We start from the raw sequence: 15,159 nt of genomic DNA on the forward strand, positions 1-15,159 counted from the left end.
AATCTCTCTGTGGTCTTCCAGGTCCGTTCTGCGGGGGCTTTCACGCTGATAGGGGTGTTAGTGCCGGTGGCGCCAAATGGCCGCCACCTGGGAATAAAGCCGCTTTGAGGTCAGCTAGAGGTAAACAGCCAGCTCTTTGGCGGAAAGATAGCGAATAGAAGCTGTTGGAAATTTACGAATGATATCGAGGGCGGCGGAGCGGGCAGCGGCCTCATCGGCGTATATATTGGGTAACTTGACATTGGAAGCTGTTCTGCCCGATACATAGCGCATTACCACGATATATCGCCCTTTCCATTTACCCCAAAAAACATCATTGGGGGCGCTGTCTACTGAGGATTGCTCTGGGGGAGACTCCTTTTCTTCCTTGGGCTTAAGCTCCAATTCCGCTTCTTGCTCCCACATAAGTTGAGCAAGCCGATTTAATTCTTTAGAGTAACTTGTTGACATAAATCTCAAAGGCTTAAGAGTTTATAGGTTTAAAGCGTCCTACTGATTGCTCATACTGATAAATTCAATGGCTAGCAGAAAAGATCTTAATAAATACTAGCTTATAATTGCTATATGGACATTTAACTGATGCACTTCAAAGTTGAATGCAGGATTTGAATATATCCACTGGCATAGGCTTTATGTAAATCTTCTCTCTATTTATCAATAAATATTCCGCCTGGCTCCAAAGCACTTGATTGGTGCAAAAATGTGTCCCGATGGAGTAGGGCAGTTTCCATGTGAGTTATTTTGTCATATTTTAGGAGAAAATCATACCTGGTACAAAGTAAATGTTCATCGGCTTTATAAATTGATTATTTTATGATCGAAGCTACCCTTGAAATCTAGTGGTATTACTTGCATAGATGATTCAAATAAAAGTATTTAACCGGGCAACTTGTTTAGGCCTTTTTTACTTTATTGGCGACAGTAAGAGTGTGCTGTTCTAAGGAGCCTCCAAATAACTCTGTAATACCTCTGCGGGATACGGCTACAGATATTGGGCGCCGTACTTTTGCAGGAGCGGTAATGCGGCAGCTGCGGCCTTCGAGGCCCGCCCTGCGGGGGCTTCAGGGCAATTTACACTCGGTGTGGCGACTTTTATTTTCCTACAAAACCGCGCCTTGACTGTGAGTTGTTCATAGCCTTGCTAAAGCCCCCTAGGTTCTTTTACCGTAAAATTACCGGTGAAGAGTTTCAGGATTGTATCGCTGTGATTTTTCATATGGCGACAGCTTTAATTGGTTGCCAGCGAGTGTCGCTTGCATTGCCAATCTGGGTAGTATGCAGAGGCTCCTTAATTAAATTAATTGTGTAAATAAGTGTAAAGGCTATATCAGTGAGCGGTTTGGCTTCAGTCAATGCTAAATAGATAGATTGTATTGCCGGCCGTATAGAGACCTCTGCGCGCTTGGTAAGTCGCGCTAGCGATATCCTGGAATGCCATTATTCACAAATATAATCCCCGCCCCTTGGTGTGCTCGGTTTAATATTCTCTCTTTATGGTTAATCTGGCACTTTTGTTCCATAAATTTTTATAAAAAATTTCATGGTATTGGTTGTTCAAATGATGCTTCAAACGCTCAGTTCAACGGTTGTGGCTTCTAATAGCTGAAGCCGGGAGTCGCTTGTAGCTTCCGGTGATCAAACTTCCAGAAAAGCACCCTCTCAATAGTGCCAAATGGAAGCTTAAAGGAATATTGGTGTAAATTTGAGCGGTGAACCCATGATTGCCTCCTATCAAAAAGGTTTTGACAGCCCTCCAAGGCAAAAAGCTTCCTTTACGGGCCAGGATTCAGCTGAACTATTTCAGTTTCAAAAGATACGGGTTCAGCCGGGTGAAGTGACGCCATGTGAACTTCTGTCTGAATTTAACCTTTTTATGGTGGTTGACGGCGTAGCCGCTATCAATTGCGGCACCTGTGAGTTTCATATTGCTTCAGGGCAGGTTTGGCTGGCGGGCGCGGTCGACGGCCTTGAAGTGAGTAATCTATTTTCTGGTAGGGAACTGCTGATTATCTGTGCCAGTATAGGTTCAGCCATGCTGACCCGGTTTTACGAGCGGCATAGTCAAGTATTGATAAGGGCAAAAAATACCCAGGCGGCTTTACCCCGTGTAGAGGCCTCACACAATAGCGCCCCCTTTATTTTTCCGGAGTGTGATTTGACACGTCTTACTCTGGATTCACTGGATGCCTTTAGCGAGTTAAACGATGACAGCCTGAATAGCTTAAAGCTGGAGGAGTTACTTCTTTTAAAGCTGAAGGGCGGGTGTGGTTGTCGCCTGGCTGAAGAACTGCTTCGCCAAATCAATCCGGCCAATGAGCGCTTTCGCCGATTTATGGAGGCAAATGTGACTCAGCACTGGTCTGTGGCAGACTATGCCAAGCAGATAGGTATGAGCCTGACGTCATTTAAAAACAGGTTTAGCCGAGTATTTAAAGCGGAATCGCCAAAAGCCTGGATCAATGAGCGGAGGCTGCAGCACGCTGATATTCAGTTGAGAACTACCCACAAGCGCCTGGTGGATATAGCGCTGGATAGCGGCTTTTCCAGTCAATCCTATTTTACCCAGCGGTATAAATCGATGTATGGATACCCGCCCTCAGAGGTCAGGCAGAAGCCCTTGGGCGCTGTTTGAGTGAGTGCCTGTATGTGCTTGTGCGTGTAGACGCCTGGCCAGCTTCTCGGGAGTTGTTATAGTATTCGGCTCCCTGCAAATAATTATATAAATGGTCGGTAAATATGGATGTCAGAGAATTAGAGCGCTTGGATTTGGTGGGCCTTTGCACCCGCACTAAGAATACCAATGAGGCCGATCCGGATAAGGCAAGAATAGCGCCACTGTGGGATCGGTTTGGCGCGGAGGCTGCACCGAAGTTGAGAGGTAATCCAAAGGTATTTGGGGTTTACGCCAATTATGAATCGGATCATAGCGGCTTTTTTGATGTCTATGCCTGTTCTGATAGTTTGTCTGAAGATATGTCTGAGGCGTTTAAGCCCATTCAAATACAGTCTGGTCAATACTTAATATTTTCCGCTAAAGGGGATATGCCCCAAGTTGCGATCGATTTGTGGGGCAAAGTCTGGGAGTATTTTGCTGCGGAGCACTGTCCCCATCAGCGCGCATTCACCACCGATTTTGAACAGTATGTCGGCGGCAATGAAATTCAGATCGCTATTGCGATCAAATCGTCATAGGGCGAATCGATACCCGCGCTCCCCATGTCCCCATGCCCCCCAACGTGTTTTTTGACACGGACTGATTTGATTCAGGCGCTGTGGGCAAGGGGATCAGTGGGGTTGGATTTCAACCTTATATTACCTCTATTCCCGGGGCTGCCAGCCGCCGGCTATATCTATCAGGTTGCAGCTACAGAGCTTTAGGGAGCCTCGCTATTAAAGGGGGCTGGATGCTATCTGGGATTGAGCTGATCCACCCGGTGCCGTCTGAGTAATCTGTCAGCCAATATTGGCGATAAGGCTGGTTGGGTTGGCAATCTAGGGGGGGCAATCCACTGTCAGGGTGACAGTGCTTCCAGGCTTGCCTCTATCGGTATTATCGGCAAGAAAGAAACCCTCTTGGTTATCTCGCAGTGGCAGTCCGGCCACTATGGTCAGGTATATCGCCAAAATAGACATCGCTGGCAGTGGGTTTATCACAATTCTGGCGGGTCTCCCGCTCCGTTAAGATCGCAAGCAGCGCGCACTGAGTGGCTTTTGCTTCTTCTACTTGTCGTTCTTGCTTCTTGATTTGGGCCCCTTAATTCTGCTGAGTGTATGGATGGCGGCACTATATTCTCGCCGTGAAGCGGCCGCGCTTTAGCTTAAAAAAAATCGCAACAAGGGAAAGCTAAATTACAGCTAGCCTAGTTGGGCGGCCCGATTAAATCGAAAATTGGCTCGCACCGGGGGCCTTGTTATCTATAGGTACAATAGATAGGCTTCCGGCCCCAGTTGAGTTGGCACATCTATGCAACCTCAAGAACAAGTTTGACTGATTCAGTCACATTGAAAGATAGCTACGCAATAATCATCGCTTCGAGCGATAGGCAAAAGCAGGCATATGAGTAACAAAGAAAAGCGTCCACTGTACATTCCCCATGCAGGTCCCTCCCTACTGGAAATGCCACTGCTCAACAAAGGCAGTGCATTTAGCTTAAAAGAGCGTCTCGAATTTAATTTGGCCGGCCTTTTGCCAAATACGGTTGAGACGATTGAGGAGCAGGCCAGGCGCGCTTACCACCAATATCAGCAGTGTAAGACCGGCCTGGAAAAACATATTTATCTCAGGGGAATTCAGGACGACAACGAGACGTTGTTTTTCTACTTAATTGAGCACCATATCGAGGAGATGCTGCCGATTATCTACACCCCTACAGTGGGTGCAGCCTGTGAAGAGTTCTCCAGTATTTATCGCAATCACCGCGGACTGTTTATCTCCTATCCCGACCGGGATCATATTGACGATATTCTGCGCAGCGCTACGAAAGAGAACGTTAAAGTGATCGTGGTGACCGACGGTGAGCGGATTCTCGGACTGGGGGATCAGGGCATCGGCGGTATGGGTATCCCTATTGGCAAGCTCTCCCTGTATACGGCCTGCGGAGGTATCAGCCCGGCCTATACCCTGCCGGTGACGCTGGATGTGGGGACGAATAACCGCACACTGCTGAGCGATCCGATGTATATGGGCTGGCGCCACGAGCGAATCTCCCAGGAGGAGTACGATGAGTTCCTGGAGCAGTTTATTGAAGCGGTAAAACGGCGCTGGCCCAAGGTGCTGGTACAGTTTGAGGACTTTGCCCAAACCAATGCCATGCCGCTGTTGCAACGCTACCGGAACCAGCTGTGCTGCTTTAACGATGATATTCAGGGCACCGCCTCTGTGGCCCTGGGCACTATCCTGGCGGCCTGTAAAACCTGGCAGGAAACCATCACCGCGCAGAGAGTGGTGATTGTGGGGGCCGGTTCAGCGGGCTGCGGTATTGCCGAGCAAATCGTCAGTGCGAAAGTACAGGCTGGCCTTGCCGATGCGGAGGCGCGCGCGCAGATCTTTATGTTCGATCGCTACGGGCTCGTGACTGCCGATATGAAAGGCCTGCACGATTTCCAGGCGGCCCTGGCCCAGGACCCGAGCAAGTACGAAGGGGTTTCCGATTGGGATCTTGAGACGCTGATCGGCAATGTGGGGCCGAGTATTCTGATCGGTGTATCCGGGCAGGGGGGCTTGTTTACCCAGCCGGTGATCGAAGCGCTGCACAAAGGGCACCGCCGCCCCTTGGTGATGCCGCTGTCCAACCCCACTTCCCGTGCAGAGGCGACCCCCGCAGAAATATTCAGCTGGACCCGAGGCGAGGCCCTGGTGGCCACTGGCAGCCCCTTCGCAGCGGTGGAGCTGAATGGCCACCACTACGCGGTAGTGCAGTGTAACAATGTCTATATTTTCCCGGGTATTGGCCTCGGTGTGATTGCCTCCGGTGCCTCCAAGGTGACCGATGGTATGTTGATGGCGGCATCGAATGCTTTGGCTGAGCAGGCGCCAGTGGTAAAAGAGGGCGAGGGTGCTCTGTTGCCGCACCTCAATGATATCCGCGAAGTAAGCTTGCATATCGCCAGGGCAGTTGCCGCCCAGGCGCAGCTGGATGGTGTTGCCCCCAAGGTAAGTGGTGAGCAGTTGGAGCGTTTGCTAGAGCGTAACTTCTGGCGCGCGGATTACCGCTCTTACCGCCGTCGCTCTTTCTAAGGCAACGGCAATACAAGGCCCGGTGCGACTATGGCGCCGGGCTGTTGTTAAGCCAGTTTTTCGCCGGCATAAAAGGCGTCGGGTTGACGCAGTACCAAATAATCCTCCCAGTGAAACTCCTGGCTCAAAAACTCGATAGCCGCATTGACGCCGGATAGGAACAGGTGTTCGCAGTGGTGATCGGGCATGGAAAAATCCAGCCAGTGGGGGGCCTCTCCCGTTGCGGTGGACTTTATTGGGATCTCCTTAACCAGCGCGTGGTACTCCGCATTGAGACTGGCGCGTACATGGTTGTCGAGCATATTGCGGCAGGTGCTGACCAGCCCCATGGTAAACCTGCCCACCTTATCGGACTTGGGCTGGTACAGGTCTACTTCCAATTTAATGCCAAAAGTCGGCAACTTCGGGGTGCCTACGGATTTGTGGAAGATGTCAAAGGGGAAGTTGGAAACAAGGCCCCCGTCGACAAATTCAATATCCCTGGGGAAACCGTTGCGAAAGAAGCGCTTGGGATCGCCGATGCCCTTAATGCTGCGCCAGTTCTCGGCGACAGCGTTGTTCTCACTGAGCTGGGGAATGTCCTTTACCACGTAAGGTTTAAAAAAACCGGGCACCGACATAGAGGCGCGGACAAATTCAGCGGGGTTTACCGCGTTTGGATTGTCGAAATACAGTGGCGCCTTGGCCGGAAATACCGCGCGGGTCTCAGTGGTGATATCCGCTGCAACCAGGGCAACTTCGCCGTAACCAATCTGGTTGTCCGGCTTGCCACGGTGCAGGAGTGGCGGGAACTGGTTAACTCTCTGATTGAGTTGTGCGGTGTTGGTGATGCCCAGCTGCTTCAGTTCTTGTTGCAGCCACTGGGTAAAGGTGTCTCCCGGATTTAACCCCTTGTGCTTGAGTAGGTGTCGCAAGGTGCGCATGGAATCCAGGGGGTGTAAAGCTACACTGCCGAGCAGGCCTCTACCCTTGAGCAGCCGTTGCACGGTTTTTCGCGCATAGCGCTCACCGTCTTCAAAACTGGCAAAGTTGGCACCGGCGAGGATATCCAGGAGTCTTTCGCTCTTGCTGGCGCTGGGGGTGCCGGCGGCGGCGAGAAATAGGGCGTTGATGGCACCGGCCGAAGTTCCGGCTATTTTGCGGAAGCGAATGCCCGCCTTTTCCAGTATGTAGGTATATCCCACCAGGGCGATACCCAGCATACCGCCGCCCTCCATCACAACATCGACATATTGCCGCCCCTGACTGTCCTGTATATCACTGAATACTTTTCCTTCAATAGTGGATTTAGATGCTTGCCAGCGTGCATCCGCCTTGGTGATAGCGTCTTCAACCCAGGGTGATTTTTGCATGTCGACTTTCCGTAATATGGCAGCGGTTTATCCGTAGACAGCTTATCAAAGCTTATCGATTGGTTGCTGAAACAGGCAGGGTATCATCCAGAGTCAAATTCGCCATAGTATCCAGCTCGTTTTTCGTATTTTCCCACTGGGGCATCACTTAATTCATCAAGCGATAAAAGCGCCCACTGTGGTTATGTTCGGCGATATGGCCGAGTTTGTACAAAATGATATCAACACATTGGCGCAGTGCCTTAATCAGGGGGGGATAATACGCCCCTGTGCTGAATCGCTACCCTTTAGCACTAAAATTGCAGGTTCGCTTATCCAGTGATCGCTATCACATTTTTGTGGATGTCATTTGCCCCTGGCGTCCATAGCGAGCCTCGTGGCTTTGGCTGAAGGAAAGACCTGTCTAGATTACACCGTGGCCCGACTGGGAATTTACGCAGCGTACTTTCTCTGGAGGTAAATATTTAACGCGATCCGCTCCTGCGGATTTTGAGGTGAGGTGAAATTTCCTAAGGGCGGTAAGTTCTATCTCGGCAGTTAGCATACAGAGATTTTGCCCCTCTCTTTAACATACAGCATGATTTTACTGTGGGGCGTAACATGCAAGAGTTGCCAGCACGGTATAGCAATTGATGTGCCTGATAGGGACTCAAGGGGCTGATGATAATAGTTTGTATCCCGGCTCTATACGCATGCAAGTAGTAAGACAATTTTTGCTCTAAAAAGGCTCTGTGAGTTACCCCTGCTAATTAAAAAAATTATAAATGGCACTTTGGGGTAGAGAGTGGGGAAATCGATGCGGGAGTCTCTTCATAGGTTGTTAACGACTTCCAGCGACGTTCAGAATATCCCAATGCGGTTGTGTTTTTGAAAACTAAGTCCGAGATGCAGATATTTTGCAGATATCAGTATGTATGGAGAAATTTCACCGGGAAATATTTTGTAGTTTGGGTCACTGAGTGAGTATAGCGGGGCTCGATAAACCGATGATTTGAGAATAGATCAAGAAACAAGCGCTGGATGCGCGTCACCAGGAGCAGCTGCTGGGGGGAACCATCTCCGGGCCCGACACCCGGGCGGTCAGGGGAGCATCCAGCTCGCAAATATCCAGTACCGAGCCGTTACTACCATACTCGTGCATTACATCATCAATAAATTCCAGATCGGCTTCAGTGATGGGGGTATCGAGGTCGATTGTTTCGCTAAAATTTATGGAAGTTCCTCTACCTGGAGCCGGCGCTCGGCGGTGACAGTACCAAAGGCCTGTCAAAACTGAATCAATAAGGCCTTTGCGCCTGGGCATAAGTGCTGCCGGGCTTGCTCTATAGAGGCGCAAAAACGGATTGCCGCGCTGTAGCAGACCTTATTTAACGTCTACTTTCTGCTTTGATCCGCTGAATAATTTCACCCTTGTAGCGAGGTGTCTGGAGGTATGCGGCAGCCATAGTGGATCGGCATCCAGCCCAGGTAGATGTGGGCATTTTCGTAGTGGTCGATTCCCACTTCCCAGGCCGAATCCAGATTGCCATCGATCGACGGTGTGGATTTCCAGATGACGCGCACATAGCCACGCTTGGTTGCTTCATATTTTCCCGGTAGGCGCTCGTGGCAACTAATCCATTGGGGGAGTTCTGGAGGGGGAGCTTTTTTTCTGTAAGAGAGGATGTTATTAATCAACAGATTACTCCTTGTAAAAAATACGGTCTTTATTGGAGCTTTCCCGGTCAGGTTGCAAGTTGACCAGATAATTATAGTTGCTATTTATTCGCTCTGCGGGCTGAGGAACTCCGCTATTGGGGCGAGGAAAAGACGGTTTGCTTTTTGCACTGTTATGGGTCGGTGTCAGTTCGATAAGTGCGGCGCTCGCTGAGGTTTCAGAGGGCAATTTATCCAGCAACCCTTTTGTTTACTGTGCGGCAGTTGTGGATGATGACAACCCCGTCAATAATTTTGCCGACCCGGCGATGCCCCAAGAGATTGTCGATGGGATTCGCAAGGCGGCCAGTCTCAGTGCAGGGGCCCCGGAAGACTGGGTGGCGCCGTATGGCGGAGAGGTATGTGCCTGTTTTATGGGGCTAACCTTCCCTGTGCAAAAAAGGCCAATACAAGTCGGCAGCCGAGTAGCGCTATGATCTCCTTCTGCAAGGATAATCCGGATTTTGAGATGATCCCCGTGGTGGTGACTGGTCGAGCTTCTGTGTATGAGTGGCACTGTAGTCAGGACTCGCCGGCAATCGTCCGGCAGGTCTCTAAACCCGATGCACGGGGCTATTTATCCAATGATTGGTATCGATTGGAGAGCCCCGTTTCAGCTGAGTAGTGGTCGCTGGCAATAGCGTGGCGGTCTGTTGCCAGTGATCCGAGGGCGCTCTTTATTCTGCCAGCTGTTCGTTGTCCAGGCGCTTGGCCAGTTTATGGCCTTCGTCAGTTTGCCCTAATTTCCAGTAACTGGAGATATAAATATGGGTTTTGGGGATGGCCTTTTCCTGCTTAAAAAATTGCCGCAGAGTGCGCATACTATCGAATTCACAGGCGCTCCACACAGATGCCTGGCCCTCCAGCCAGGGGAGCGAACGCAGTTTTTCTAGCAGGCGCTCTCCAGATGGACGCGGATTGACCACCCAGTGAATCTGTAGGTTTTCCGGGTGTTGCAGTTCCTGAATATCGGCTTCACTGGTGATCTCTATCAGTGCATAACCCTTCACATCCTGGGGCAGCTCGGCAAGATTTACGCTGATAGCGGGGAGTGCAGTCATATCCCCCAGCAGCAAAAACCAGTCTGCTTCGGGGTGGAGCAGTTTTTTGGGGCCGGGGCCACGGGTTTGGATTTTATCGCCGGGTTGTGCATTGAGTGCCCAGCTTAAAGCGGGCCCTTCATGTTCGTGTAGGGCGAAATCGATATCAATTTCAGTATCCCGCTGATACCTGATGGTATAGCTGCGCAAAAGCGGACGCTCACTGTCAGCCTGTGGCAGTAGGAGTTTAACGTAGGCACTTTCCTGCTGGGGGGCGAGTGTTTTTAAATCATCGCCGCCCAAGGTAATGCGCAGCATATTGTCTGTAATTTGCGTCCTGCGAATAACGACTAATTCTCTGGTAACTTTTTCGGCCATAGGGCTTAGCTCCTTTCGTCAGGGGTGGCGTGCTCGGTCATATTGGCGACCATTGCACGGGCAATACGGGCGAAGTTTTCGAGCTCTTCGGTGCTCAAGTTGCGGGTCATTTGCCTGGCGACTTCGGCTTCCTGCCCGCTCACTGTTTCCAGTGTGCTTATTCCGTCTGTAGTGAGTGTTAAAAACTGGCTGCGCCGGTCATCTGGGTTATCGCTCTTTTCGACCAGCCCGGAGTGCACCAGCTCATTGAGGATTCGTGTAATTTGACCTTTATCCAGCTGCATCCGCTGGGCAATTGAGCGGGCCGTGCTCATTGGAAACTTGTACACCCCTTTAAGCACCCGAATATGGCTGACCGGCAGGCCAATCTGCTGCGCCTGCATACCCGCTCGCAGGCGCCGTTTGTAGGCGTGGATAAGCTGGTGGAGGGATTCATTGATTGCGATGTCGTTCATGGCGCCATGCTAACTGGTTGATAGTGTCAACTTTATTGATGTTGGTTGACTCTGTCAACCAGTTCTGCCGGCCTGGTTGTCTTTGGGGAAGGGGGAGAGAGTCGATATTTTGCGGTTTAGCGTAAAAAGCCTGCGCCATAGGGCTAGGTTTATGCAGGCTTTAACGGCCACCTCCAGCAAATGCTTTTCTTGAAAAAGAAAAAGCCGTACCGGAGGTCGCTTGGGGGAGGGGGTGATAGTTTCACCTGGCGGTAAGAGATGTCTGACTTTACAGATCTAAAGTTTATTACCGCTCCTCGTAACGAATATCAGTAATATAAAAAGTCTGCCACTTTTCCCCCTGGCGGATATCCACCTCATCGTCGAGCTTGCGTCCCAGCAGTGCGCGGGCAACGGGGGAATCCATCGAGATCAGGCCTGCTTTTACCTCGAACTCATCGGGGCCGACGATACGATAGCAAACACTCTCCCCCTCATCGTCTTCAAGCGTTACCCAGGCGCCAAAAAATACCTTGTCCTTGTCGTCGGGTATCCGATCTACCACGGTAATCTCTTCCAGGCGCTTGGTGAGAAAGCGTACACGGCTGTCGATTTCCCGCAGCCTTTTTTTACCGTAGATATAGTCGGCATTTTCCGAGCGGTCTCCCAGTTTGGCGGCGTCACTGACCGCCTGGGTTACTCGGGGGCGCTCTTCCTCCCAGAGGTGTTTAACTTCGGCGCGCATACGTTGCGCGCCCTCAGCGGTAATGTAGCGGGAGCCGCGCGGGCGCGGCGGTCTCCATCTTCCCATACTTACTTAAACTCTTTATAAACGGCTTGATTATAGGTTTTCGATAGTAATGCCCGGCCCGGGCTCAGCGAGCGGAAAATTAAATATGCGGCTATAAAATTCCAGCTCCCCCTCCAGAGCCAATTTAATGCTATCGCCACTGCGGAAGCCGTGCCCTTCGCTGGCAAAGGTAATATAGGATACGGGAATGCCGCGCTCGCGCAGGGCTGCAACCATAGTTTCAGCTTGATTGGGGGGGACAACCTTGTCTTCCATACCCTGGAAAAAAATTACCGGGCAGCTCAGTTTTTCCACATCGTTGATGGGGGAGCGCTGATGGTAGATTTTTTCCGCAGAGGGCCAGGGACCTACCAGCTTGTCCAGATAGCGGGACTCGAATTTGTGGGTGTCTTTAGCGAGGCTGCTCAACTCCCCGATACCATAGTGGCTGGCACCGGCCTTAAAGGTGTTGTGATAAGTCAGCGCCGCCAAAACGGTGTAGCCGCCGGCGCTACCGCCTTTAATCAGTAATCGATCGGGGTCGGCGAGACCGCCTTCAACCAGGTACTCGGCGCCAGCGCAGACATCCTCAACATCGTAGATGCCCCATTTATTCGCCAGGCGATCGCGGTATTCGCGGCCATAGCCAGTGCTGCCGGAGTAGTTGACATCCAGGATGGCGAAGCCCCGGCTGGTCCAGTATTGAACCTTCAGGTTGAGACCCGCCGAGGTAGCGCCGGTGGGGCCGCCGTGGCTAAAAACAATAAGCGGTGGCTTGTCGCCAGCGGGCGCTTTGAAGCTGGGGTTGTGGGGCGGGTAGTAAAAGCCGTGTACGCTGCGCTCGCCCGCGGTAAAGGTAACCGCCTGCGCAACAGAAAACAGCTTGGCCGGCAGTGAGCGGCTGTTGCTGCTGGCAATTTGTTCTGTTGTGCTGCTGCTGAGGTCAAAGGCGGTGACGGCGGGAAAGCTCTCTGCACCGGCGGCGATCATTACTGCGCGGCCATTTTCACAGTGCAGGCTCTCGATATCGCAATAGGGTTGGGAGAGGGTTTTATGTTCCCCGCTTTGCATGTTCACCATGCCGAGGTGCCAGCAACCGTTTTGGGTATAGGTGCAGAGAATGTCTTTGGCGCTGATAAAGCCGTAAGTGGACATGCCAAACACCCACTGCGGCGTGGCGAATTCTGCCTCCTTTTTCCACAGTGGCTCGTCTTGCCCCAGTTTGTACAGATTCCACCAGTTGTTGCGATCGGAGACGTAGCAGAGCTCGCCCAGGGGAGACCACTGGGGCTGGAAAATCGACTCGTTTTCGCCGCCGGCAACCTGAGTGATTTCTTCGGCATCCCCCTGTGGATTGAGTTTGGCAATACAAAGTTCTGTGGCGTCCCAGGGGAGGTTGGGGTGGTGCCAGCGCAGGAACGCCAGCTGATCGCCGGCCGGATTCAAGCTTGGGTTTGAATAAAAGTCGGCCCCTTCCTGTAGGGTTTTGGCGGGCTGGGCCAGTGGGTCGTCTAAGTCTATCGCGATAATACGGGCCCGAGGTTCCTCTCCCTGCGTATCTTCACTGGCGTCCTCTTCGACACAAATAAGACGATTGCGCAGGGGATCGATGATCAGGTCGGCGTAGCGGGAGTTCTTTTCCGCTGTAATCGCCTCGGGGATCGCACTGTCGAGTTTCATGCGGTAGATACGCTGATCTTCTGCCAACACAAAATAGACGCTATCCGCGTGCACCAGGTAGCTGCCACCACCGTATTCATGAGCTTTACTGCGCACAGCGATGGGGGCGGGGGTGAGGTCTCTGCGCCCATTTTGCGGGCAGTATTGCACCAGTACATTTCTTCCCTTTTCAGAGGGGCGCGATTCCAGCCAGTAATAGCGCCCATCGACCAGACTGGCTTCTGCCAGGCGAACGCTGCCCTCGACCAGGAGATCTGCACTGATCGCAGATTTCCAGCTGCCGTAGGGGGCGGTGGTTGGAGTGATCGTCTCGCTCATGAGGTACTTACTTCCTTATTGGGTTTTCCGCATTCTGCCGAGATGAATCTGCGGAAACAAGGCGCCTTTCTAAGGTGGGGGCCCTGTGGTAGTCTGATGAAACCAAGCAAGCGCTTGGTGCTGTATTTTGTCGATGTACTATCCAGAAGCAGTCCCCCTATTTTCTCTGGTGTTTTATCGCCAGCGGACTCTGCCGGAGCTGTGGGAGCACGCTGGATAGCCCTGTAAACAGCGGCCTTAACAAAGATAATTTAGGAGAGCCAGCGATGTCCGATGAAGTAGTGATTACCTGCGCCCTGACCGGTGTGCTTACCAATCCCCAGCAGCACCCGGTGCCTGTGACCCCCAGGGAAATGGCAGGCTCGGCCCGCGAAGCCTATGACGCTGGGGCTTCGGTTATGCATGTTCACTTTCGCGCCCAAGAGGAGAATAGGGGCCATTTGCCCACCTGGGACCCGCAAGTGGCGTTAGAGATTGCCGATGCAATTCGCGATAAGTGCCCCGGGGTTATTTTAAATTTTTCCACGGGCACTATCGGGCGGGATCAGGAGGGGCCGTTGAGTTGTGTGCGCGCGGGTAGGCCGGAAATTGCCGCCTGCAATGCCGGCAGCCTGAATTATTTGAAAGCCCGCTCTAACGGCACCTGGGCCTGGCCGCCAATGGTCTTTGATAATCCGGTCGACAAAGTGGAAGAGCTGCTGGCGGTGTGCCGGGAGACGGGCACCCGCCCGGAGTTTGAGTGCTTTGATATCGGTATTGTCCGCTCGGTGGGAATGTATGCAGATGTAGGGATGGTGGATAGGCCCAACTACAACCTGGTGATGGGGGTGGCTTCAGGTATGCCTGCCGATCCCGAGTTGCTGGAAATTATCCCCAAATATATGAAGCCCGGTAGCTTGTGGCAGAGTACGGTGATTGGTCGTGAGGAGATCTGGCCGGTGCATCGTAAAACAGCAGAATTGGGTGGGCATTTGCGTAGTGGGGTTGAAGATACTTTTTATTTGCCCAGCGGCGCACGCGCTTCAGGCAATGGCCAGTTGATTGAAGCGTTGGCGGGGATGGCGGAGGAGTGCGGCCGCAAAGTGGTATCCCCGGATCGGGCGCGGGAGATTTTTTGTTAAAGATAGTGCTGTCTTTATAGGGGCGCCGGGGGTTGGGGCCGAGCTATTGTTTGATTTTTTTATTGGAATGGCTTGAGTTTCCCCAAGCTTTATTTTCTGGGGCCTCTGAGTAATTTTGTAATGTCTTTGGTTTTTAGAGTAAGTTGCAATTAGGGTGCTGCGTTGCAGGAGTGTCTAAATTTTTCAAGAGCTCGCAATACAGGGAGTGAGTTGCTGTAGACCGGATCTTGAAAGGCACCGTTGTCGCGTTACAGTCTTGCAAAGGGCTTAAGACAGGCACCACTAGGAAGTGCTGGATTAAGAGAAGCAAACGAGTTCATTTTCACTTTATTCCGATCGGTTCACCTTGGCTGAATCTGATGGAAATATTTTTTCGGTTACTCACAGAGAAGCAGTTGCGCCGAGGGGTATTCACCTCAGTTAAGGAGTTGGAAACGACTATCGTGCAATTTATTGAAATATATGGTGAGGCCAAGAAACCTCTTGTGTGGGCGAAATCTGCCGAAGGAATTTTAGTGAAGGTGGAGCGTGCGCGCCAAGCACTCTCAAATTAGAAGTCTATTTAATACAGTACACTAGTATTTTCTCATAGCTCCCCTATTCGAGCTTGAGGC

General features: G+C 51.7%; 14 protein-coding genes. 6 read left to right on the forward strand and 8 right to left on the reverse strand.

Annotated elements, in window-relative coordinates:
- Nucleotides 1-114: 114 nt before the first annotated feature.
- Nucleotides 115-450: a hypothetical protein gene (locus ACJJIK_RS01865; protein ID WP_444944003.1), complete on the reverse strand. Its 336-nt coding sequence runs from the start codon at nucleotides 448-450 to the stop codon at nucleotides 115-117.
- 1,267 nt (nucleotides 451-1,717) lie between these two features.
- Here ACJJIK_RS01865 and ACJJIK_RS01870 point away from each other — a divergent pair.
- From ACJJIK_RS01870 to ACJJIK_RS01880, 3 genes are all read left to right on the forward strand, one after another.
- On the forward strand, nucleotides 1,718-2,632 hold the full coding sequence (locus tag ACJJIK_RS01870) for a helix-turn-helix transcriptional regulator (protein WP_444944004.1): 915 nt from the start codon (nucleotides 1,718-1,720) through the stop codon (nucleotides 2,630-2,632).
- A 104-nt stretch (nucleotides 2,633-2,736) separates the two neighbouring features.
- Nucleotides 2,737-3,192 (forward strand): GyrI-like domain-containing protein, encoded by a 456-nt coding sequence (locus tag ACJJIK_RS01875; RefSeq protein ID WP_444931420.1) that lies wholly within the window; start codon nucleotides 2,737-2,739, stop codon nucleotides 3,190-3,192.
- Nucleotides 3,193-4,057: 865 nt separating this feature from the next.
- Entirely contained in the window at nucleotides 4,058-5,737 is a 1,680-nt protein-coding gene (locus ACJJIK_RS01880) for an NAD-dependent malic enzyme (RefSeq protein ID WP_444944005.1), read from the forward strand.
- 47 nt (nucleotides 5,738-5,784) lie between these two features.
- Here ACJJIK_RS01880 and ACJJIK_RS01885 read toward each other — a convergent pair whose 3' ends face one another.
- From ACJJIK_RS01885 to ACJJIK_RS01895, 3 genes are all read right to left on the reverse strand, one after another.
- A complete protein-coding gene (locus ACJJIK_RS01885; RefSeq protein WP_444944006.1) occupies nucleotides 5,785-7,089 on the reverse strand; it encodes a patatin-like phospholipase family protein in 1,305 nt (434 codons plus the stop codon).
- A gap of 1,027 nt (nucleotides 7,090-8,116) precedes the next feature.
- Nucleotides 8,117-8,392, reverse strand: a complete 276-nt coding sequence (locus ACJJIK_RS01890; RefSeq protein WP_444931417.1) for a hypothetical protein — start codon at nucleotides 8,390-8,392, stop codon at nucleotides 8,117-8,119.
- A gap of 101 nt (nucleotides 8,393-8,493) precedes the next feature.
- Complete coding sequence (locus ACJJIK_RS01895) at nucleotides 8,494-8,766, reverse strand: hypothetical protein (RefSeq protein ID WP_444944007.1); 273 nt, start codon at nucleotides 8,764-8,766, stop codon at nucleotides 8,494-8,496.
- Between the two features lie 137 nt (nucleotides 8,767-8,903).
- Between ACJJIK_RS01895 and ACJJIK_RS01900 the strand changes: the two genes are divergently transcribed.
- Nucleotides 8,904-9,221: a hypothetical protein gene (locus ACJJIK_RS01900; RefSeq protein WP_444944008.1), complete on the forward strand. Its 318-nt coding sequence runs from the start codon at nucleotides 8,904-8,906 to the stop codon at nucleotides 9,219-9,221.
- A gap of 240 nt (nucleotides 9,222-9,461) precedes the next feature.
- Here ACJJIK_RS01900 and ACJJIK_RS01905 read toward each other — a convergent pair whose 3' ends face one another.
- The 4 genes from ACJJIK_RS01905 to ACJJIK_RS01920 form a co-directional block, all read right to left on the reverse strand.
- The gene (locus tag ACJJIK_RS01905; RefSeq protein ID WP_444944009.1) at nucleotides 9,462-10,202 is read right to left on the reverse strand and encodes a siderophore-interacting protein; all 741 of its coding nucleotides are present in this window, start codon (nucleotides 10,200-10,202) and stop codon (nucleotides 9,462-9,464) included.
- A 5-nt stretch (nucleotides 10,203-10,207) separates the two neighbouring features.
- Nucleotides 10,208-10,657 carry a MarR family winged helix-turn-helix transcriptional regulator gene (locus tag ACJJIK_RS01910; RefSeq protein WP_444944010.1) on the reverse strand — a complete coding sequence of 150 codons (450 nt, stop codon included), beginning with the start codon at nucleotides 10,655-10,657 and terminating at the stop codon, nucleotides 10,208-10,210.
- 286 nt (nucleotides 10,658-10,943) lie between these two features.
- Nucleotides 10,944-11,447, reverse strand: a complete 504-nt coding sequence (gene greB, locus ACJJIK_RS01915) for a transcription elongation factor GreB (RefSeq protein WP_444931412.1) — start codon at nucleotides 11,445-11,447, stop codon at nucleotides 10,944-10,946.
- Between the two features lie 30 nt (nucleotides 11,448-11,477).
- Nucleotides 11,478-13,424: a prolyl oligopeptidase family serine peptidase gene (locus ACJJIK_RS01920; protein ID WP_444944011.1), complete on the reverse strand. Its 1,947-nt coding sequence runs from the start codon at nucleotides 13,422-13,424 to the stop codon at nucleotides 11,478-11,480.
- Nucleotides 13,425-13,690: 266 nt separating this feature from the next.
- Between ACJJIK_RS01920 and ACJJIK_RS01925 the strand changes: the two genes are divergently transcribed.
- Both ACJJIK_RS01925 and ACJJIK_RS01930 read left to right on the forward strand, forming a co-directional pair.
- Nucleotides 13,691-14,545 (forward strand): 3-keto-5-aminohexanoate cleavage protein, encoded by an 855-nt coding sequence (locus tag ACJJIK_RS01925; protein ID WP_444931410.1) that lies wholly within the window; start codon nucleotides 13,691-13,693, stop codon nucleotides 14,543-14,545.
- A 359-nt stretch (nucleotides 14,546-14,904) separates the two neighbouring features.
- Nucleotides 14,905-15,099: a hypothetical protein gene (locus ACJJIK_RS01930; RefSeq protein WP_444931409.1), complete on the forward strand. Its 195-nt coding sequence runs from the start codon at nucleotides 14,905-14,907 to the stop codon at nucleotides 15,097-15,099.
- Nucleotides 15,100-15,159 lie beyond the last annotated feature (60 nt).

This window comes from Microbulbifer regidiadema (SeqCode), assembly GCF_052466995.1.

Coding starts and splice junctions, on each gene's coding strand:
- ACJJIK_RS01905 (WP_444944009.1), bottom strand. CDS start 10,202: ATGGCCGAAAAAGTTACCAGAGAATTAGTCGTTATTCGCAGGACGCAA.
- greB (WP_444931412.1), bottom strand. CDS start 11,447: ATGGGAAGATGGAGACCGCCGCGCCCGCGCGGCTCCCGCTACATTACC.
- ACJJIK_RS01920 (WP_444944011.1), bottom strand. CDS start 13,424: ATGAGCGAGACGATCACTCCAACCACCGCCCCCTACGGCAGCTGGAAA.
- ACJJIK_RS01910 (WP_444944010.1), bottom strand. CDS start 10,657: ATGAACGACATCGCAATCAATGAATCCCTCCACCAGCTTATCCACGCC.
- ACJJIK_RS01880 (WP_444944005.1), top strand. CDS start 4,058: ATGAGTAACAAAGAAAAGCGTCCACTGTACATTCCCCATGCAGGTCCC.
- ACJJIK_RS01870 (WP_444944004.1), top strand. CDS start 1,718: ATGATTGCCTCCTATCAAAAAGGTTTTGACAGCCCTCCAAGGCAAAAA.
- ACJJIK_RS01875 (WP_444931420.1), top strand. CDS start 2,737: ATGGATGTCAGAGAATTAGAGCGCTTGGATTTGGTGGGCCTTTGCACC.
- ACJJIK_RS01925 (WP_444931410.1), top strand. CDS start 13,691: ATGTCCGATGAAGTAGTGATTACCTGCGCCCTGACCGGTGTGCTTACC.
- ACJJIK_RS01930 (WP_444931409.1), top strand. CDS start 14,905: ATGGAAATATTTTTTCGGTTACTCACAGAGAAGCAGTTGCGCCGAGGG.
- ACJJIK_RS01890 (WP_444931417.1), bottom strand. CDS start 8,392: ATGCCCAGGCGCAAAGGCCTTATTGATTCAGTTTTGACAGGCCTTTGG.
- ACJJIK_RS01885 (WP_444944006.1), bottom strand. CDS start 7,089: ATGCAAAAATCACCCTGGGTTGAAGACGCTATCACCAAGGCGGATGCA.
- ACJJIK_RS01865 (WP_444944003.1), bottom strand. CDS start 450: ATGTCAACAAGTTACTCTAAAGAATTAAATCGGCTTGCTCAACTTATG.